This window comes from Paenibacillus sp. J22P143 (assembly GCF_059692035.1).
Genome location: NZ_JCAUAQ010000057.1, coordinates 1 through 5,220, shown reverse-complemented (window position 1 = coordinate 5,220; position 5,220 = coordinate 1). Strand labels below are relative to the sequence as shown.

Genomic DNA, 5,220 nt, shown 5'->3' with positions numbered 1-5,220 from the left:
CCGTTCGCCTGTTTTCTGTAAGCTAAGCTATAGAAAGGTGGCCACTGATATCCTCCGGGCATATTACGGTGGTCGATGATATAGTTGTTGAACGTGAAGTTCATACCCCCTGCCACCTCGTTCATATATCCGAAGTCGGCGATGGGCATCGTGATATCCACGCTTGTTGTCATGTTTTGAACGGGAACAATTTTTGCCGTCTGCATTTTGTCCTTATTCGTTCGTGCATACGTTTCACTCACATAAGTGCTGTTCATGAACCACCACTGTGTATTCGCCACGTTCTGCGCAAACGCCGTTGTACCGGGCAATGTGTTATCGGGATAGAGCGTGTCGTAATACGACTGATCCTGTTGTGTCGTAACGATTTTGATACCTGCATCGCGGAACTTCTGTAACACTTGTTCGTCGGTATTCAACGGCAAAGAGGGAATCAAGCCGTATTTACCCGTCGCCTGATTGACACCACGTCCATTCAATGCAGGGTCGATAGGCTTCCAAGTAAAGTCTGTATAATTCGCTATGTCAGTGCCACCGTCACCCGTACCGCCATATGCAGCACGTCCGAGAGCTACGGCCTTAACGTTGGCGAGGACTTCTGCTTTTGACGGAATGGAAAGCCGACCATGCTTCATATCCTGATATAAAGGATACATGACATTCATAGCCGAAGCGATACGCGTTCCATACGAATTCATCGCATAATAGCCCGCTTCAACGCATGTAACCGTGCCGCCGTTCATCAAAGACCGCATCAGATTCATGGCGTACTGTGTATCAGGCGCATTCATTCTGCTGGGCCCCTGGCCGCTAATGCTCGTTGCGTTGCCATATCCCCACCAGTCAGGCGCGATGCCCCAGTTATCAGCGAATCCCCCGAGCCAAAGTCCCATAATTATGGAAACGGTTTCAATATCAACAAAACTTTGCTTGTACATCAGAACAACGTTCTTATGATTTGCTTTCATCGAATCGTACAGATATTGATTATTCTGCAAATAATCGAAAAACAATCCATTTTGGAATTGGCCGTTGTTTGAATCTTTCCAGAAAACGAACATTCCGTTTTTGCCAGAGAAGTTAATCGCGTCGGCTATATACGTAGACTGATTACCATACACGTCTCCGCGCCAGCCCACACTGTTATCAAGCTCCGCCATATTGAAACCGATAAAATGCTCGTAGTTATCCGCCATGTGTTGGAAATCTTCCATAGGAATGAAAAAGTCCGTTCTTGATTCACCCTGTATCTGCTGAACGATAAAGTCTACGCCTAGTTTTTCGCAGATATCAGCAAATTGATAGTATGTCTGCATCGTCTGCGTATAATCATTATGCGTTGATGTAGGGTTGAGTGTACCGTCTGGATTAACCTTTCTGTCTCCATGGCCGACTAATAAAATAACCAAAGAATCTCTCAAATCTTCCGGCGTTGCTGCGATGATATCTTCGATTTTATTAACGTTATCATCGTATTCTTTACTCGCAAGTGTCGGATCGTTTGCCGCTTCGCCTTTAGTACTCGGTGTATCGAAACCGTCGGTAATATAATACGTAAACAGGTCCACGGGATGATTCTTATCGATCACCCGCCGCATTGGTGCTGTATTGCTCTCGTCATTTGCAGCCGCAACTGCTGTCTGCGATTTAGGTGTAATTAGAAAGGCTGAAAACGACATGCATACTACCAGAATCATACTAATCATGCGGCGCAAAGAATTTTGCATCAGTTCTCTCATGATAATCCTCCTTAAAATAATAAAAATAGTTACTAACCACGATAATCCTTATACCTAATTGGGACTAGATAGCCTACTTCCGGTCATCAAGCCACTTTACCCTAATTTAGGCCGACCCGCCAAAAATCAGTTAGGAATTATTCGACCCCTTGTTTTAATGCTTGAACTGTTATCATTCCAATATTTATCCCCCTATTCATTCGATATATCTTATTTGACAGAAGTTAATAGCTTTTCTTGTTAGCTATTCGGTACCGATGGTTTTAGTGTAAACCTAGTAGTATCTAAAATAAATATACTAATATGACTAGTTGATTTATATTTTTTTGGCTAAAAACAGAAATCAGTTCTTGACGATATAAACTAAGTCTGAACATGAAAAAACATCTGCCAATCCTGTATTGTTGTAAGTCCAATCCAACAACAACAAAGAAGAATAACAGATGCTAAAGTCAGTATATCAATGAAATGCTTAATATAACAGAGCTACATGTTCTCCAAATTCTGCCGATCTGTGAAGATGAAATTTAAGCCTTTCAGCAAACACTTGGTTCCATCGTCTTTCAAGCATTAGCCTACTTCTAATACGATGAGCTGCCCTGCCTCAGTAGGAAAAACAAACCTATAATTACCGTCCTCAAACGTGGTATCGACCGCTGAACGATCAAGCTTCGTATCTTCTGAGATCATCAAATCGTCCTTGGATCGTATGCGGCACATCCCCCCGTATACAGACAGGATAGATACATTCAGCAGTTTCCCGCTTTGCCACTCCATGCTGACAGTAAATCCACCTCTGGCCTTCAGTCCGGTAACCGAACCTGTCGACCACTGTTCAGGAAGCGCGGGCAGAAGGTGGAGCTCTTCTGTATGACTTTGCAACAGCATTTCCGCAATCGCAGCTGTCCCTCCAAAGTTTCCATCAATTTGAAAGATAGCCTTGGAATAATCGATTCTCGTGTCAACCATGTACGGGTGTCCGTCAAATAGGTTCACGAACGTTGAGTTCCGCAACAGTTCGATAAAGCAGTGATGAGCTTTCTCTCCATCGCGCAGTCTGGCCCATAGCGCCATACTCCATGCGCAGCTCCAGCCTGTGTAACCGCCGCCGTGCTCCATTCGAAGCTCCAAGGAACGACGGCAAGCTGCCGCTAATTCCGGATCTCGTTCGAACCGGATCTGGTCCCCAGGGAACAGCCCGTATAAATGGGAGAAGTGCCTGTGCCCAGGTTCCCACTCGACGAAATCTTCGGCCCATTCCTGAAGCTGTCCGCGCCCGCCAATCTGCAGCGGGAACAATTGTGACAGCGCGTCCTGCAATTCCAAGCTAGATTCGCGATCCTTTCCAAGGAGATCGGCTGCGGCGATGCAATTTTGGAACAACTGGCGAATTAAGAGAAGATCTAGGGTAGAAGCTTTCGCAACCGCGCAAGGTTCACCATCCGCTGTGATGAATTTATTTTCCGGCGACGTAGACGGGCCCGTAATCAGCAAGCCGGACGTCTTATCGCGGATGAGCCAGTCTAAACAAAATAGCGCTGCTTCTTTCATTACAGGATAAGCGCTTTCCTCCAAGTAGTTACGATCCAGTGTGAATAAGTAATGTTCCCACAGATGAGCACATAACCACGCTCCTGCCATGGGCCAGAACGCCCAGACAGCTTGACCGTTAGCGGGTGAGCTATCCAACCACAGATCTACATTATGGTGCGCCGTCCACCCTCTGCAGCCGTAATGAATCTCGGCTGTCCTTCTCCCTTCAAGGCTGAGCCTGCGAATCCAAGTGAGCAGTGGTTCGTGGCAATCGCTTAAATTGCACACTTCAGCAAGCCAATAATTCATTTGCACGTTAATATTTGTCGTCCAATTGCTGCCCCAAGGCGGCCTAATCTCTCGATTCCATATGCCTTGCAAAGTGGCGGGCTGCGAACCTGGTCGCGAACTCGACACTAACAGGTAGCGTCCGTAATGAAAATATAGCGCCGCCAACTGCGGATCTTCGGCTCCGCTGCTAACCGCTTCGAGCCTGAGATTTGTTGGAAGTCGTGATGATTCCGTTTCCTCTAGTTGAAGCTCAACTCTCCCCATAAGAGACCGGAAGTCTTGCAAGTGCCTCTCTCTCACTTCAGCATATGTTCTACCGCTTCCATCATCGAGCTGATGCCGGCAAACACGCGACAAATCTTTATCGGCGACTATACGTTCCTTGCCGTTCGCTGAGAAATTGGTTGCGGCAGCCAAGCAAATGTATACGGTATCTGCATTACTAATCTCAAGTTCGCCGACTCCGTTAACTGTACAACTCCCTCCTGTGTTAAAAACCCGCAAGTGCGCTTCGAAGCGCATTCCTCTCCCTTCTTCATACAGAATCGGACTCGGATGATCTTCGATGTAGTTCGGTTCTACATGGCTCGGACACGTGCCTTCTAGGATAAGCTCATTATTGCCTCGACTTCGTACAGCGCTATGGAGCAAGCTCTCCAGCTTGATTCCCAGTGATAACTTCCCACCCTTCGAGCAGCTAAATCCCACGATTACTAGCTGATCAGGCATGCTGACGAACGCCTCGCGCTTATAAGTTATCCCTCCACTCGTAAATGAAGTAGTCGTTATTCCTGTTTTCAAATCCAGCTCTCGGTGGTAATTTTCTTCCTCACTAAGTCCGAGTTGTTGAATAAGGAGGCTTCCAAGCGGCATATATGATTCGTGCCAAGGACCAAGCATTTGCTGTTCAATGAGTTTCTCACCAGCTCGATACTGACCGGATGCAACCAGCTCGCGAGCAGAAGCTAAATGCCGGATGGCATCGTAATTATTCGTATCCCGCGGAAATCCAGACCACAACGTATCCTCATTCAAATCGATTCGCTCTTGATCAGTACCTCCATACACCATTGCACCGAGTCTACCGTTGCCGATAGGCAATGCTTCCACCCATTGCGAAGCCTTTTTCGTGTACCACAACGTATGGCTCGTTGATTGATTATTCATTCCCATTCTCACCTTTTCATTCGTTTGTCGCTGTTTCCAACATAAATGGTTGTAAGTGAGCAATTGTCACGGTTTCTACTGGCATATTGGTGATGTGTATTCGCAGTTTTTGCACTGGAAAATTATTGTCTTCTACGAGCACATCCGAACATGCTTCCAAGTTCACCAGCGGTTTCCTTGCGTTGTCAGTGCCACCCACTACATTCCCTCTGATCACCAAACCTTGCGTGCTTTTGGCATCGACTAGACTTGTTCCAGCCAAATAGAAAAAATTATGCTCGATCGTAATGTTTCGATGCACGGGATCCTTGTAGTGAACTTCTTCATTTTCAGGCATGACACTTATGACGGGGTCACCGCATCCAATAAAATTGTTATGTGAAATGGTCACATCCTGTACCATACCCGATTCAAACCAGCTTTCGCCGTCATCCGCAATGAGAATACCGCTCATCTGCATCCCGTCAAACGTATTATCCCGTATAACTAT

3 protein-coding genes are annotated in these 5,220 nt (G+C 46.4%); all 3 read right to left on the bottom strand.

Annotated features, from left to right (window positions below):
* A partial coding sequence (locus AC58PQ_RS29415) for a glycoside hydrolase family 98 domain-containing protein (RefSeq protein ID WP_497247925.1) occupies positions 1–1,739 on the bottom strand: 1,739 nt, incomplete at its 3' end.
* 570 nt (positions 1,740–2,309) lie between these two features.
* Entirely contained in the window at positions 2,310–4,730 is a 2,421-nt protein-coding gene (locus tag AC58PQ_RS29410) for a glycoside hydrolase family 95 protein (RefSeq protein WP_497247923.1), read from the bottom strand.
* A 16-nt stretch (positions 4,731–4,746) separates the two neighbouring features.
* On the bottom strand, positions 4,747–5,220 hold a 474-nt coding region (locus AC58PQ_RS29405), incomplete at its 5' end, for a right-handed parallel beta-helix repeat-containing protein (protein WP_497247921.1).

What these genes read in the sequence shown, in the direction of transcription:
- AC58PQ_RS29410 (WP_497247923.1), bottom strand. Translation starts at nt 4,730, where the DNA reads ATGAATAATCAATCAACGAGCCATACGTTGTGGTACACGAAAAAGGCT.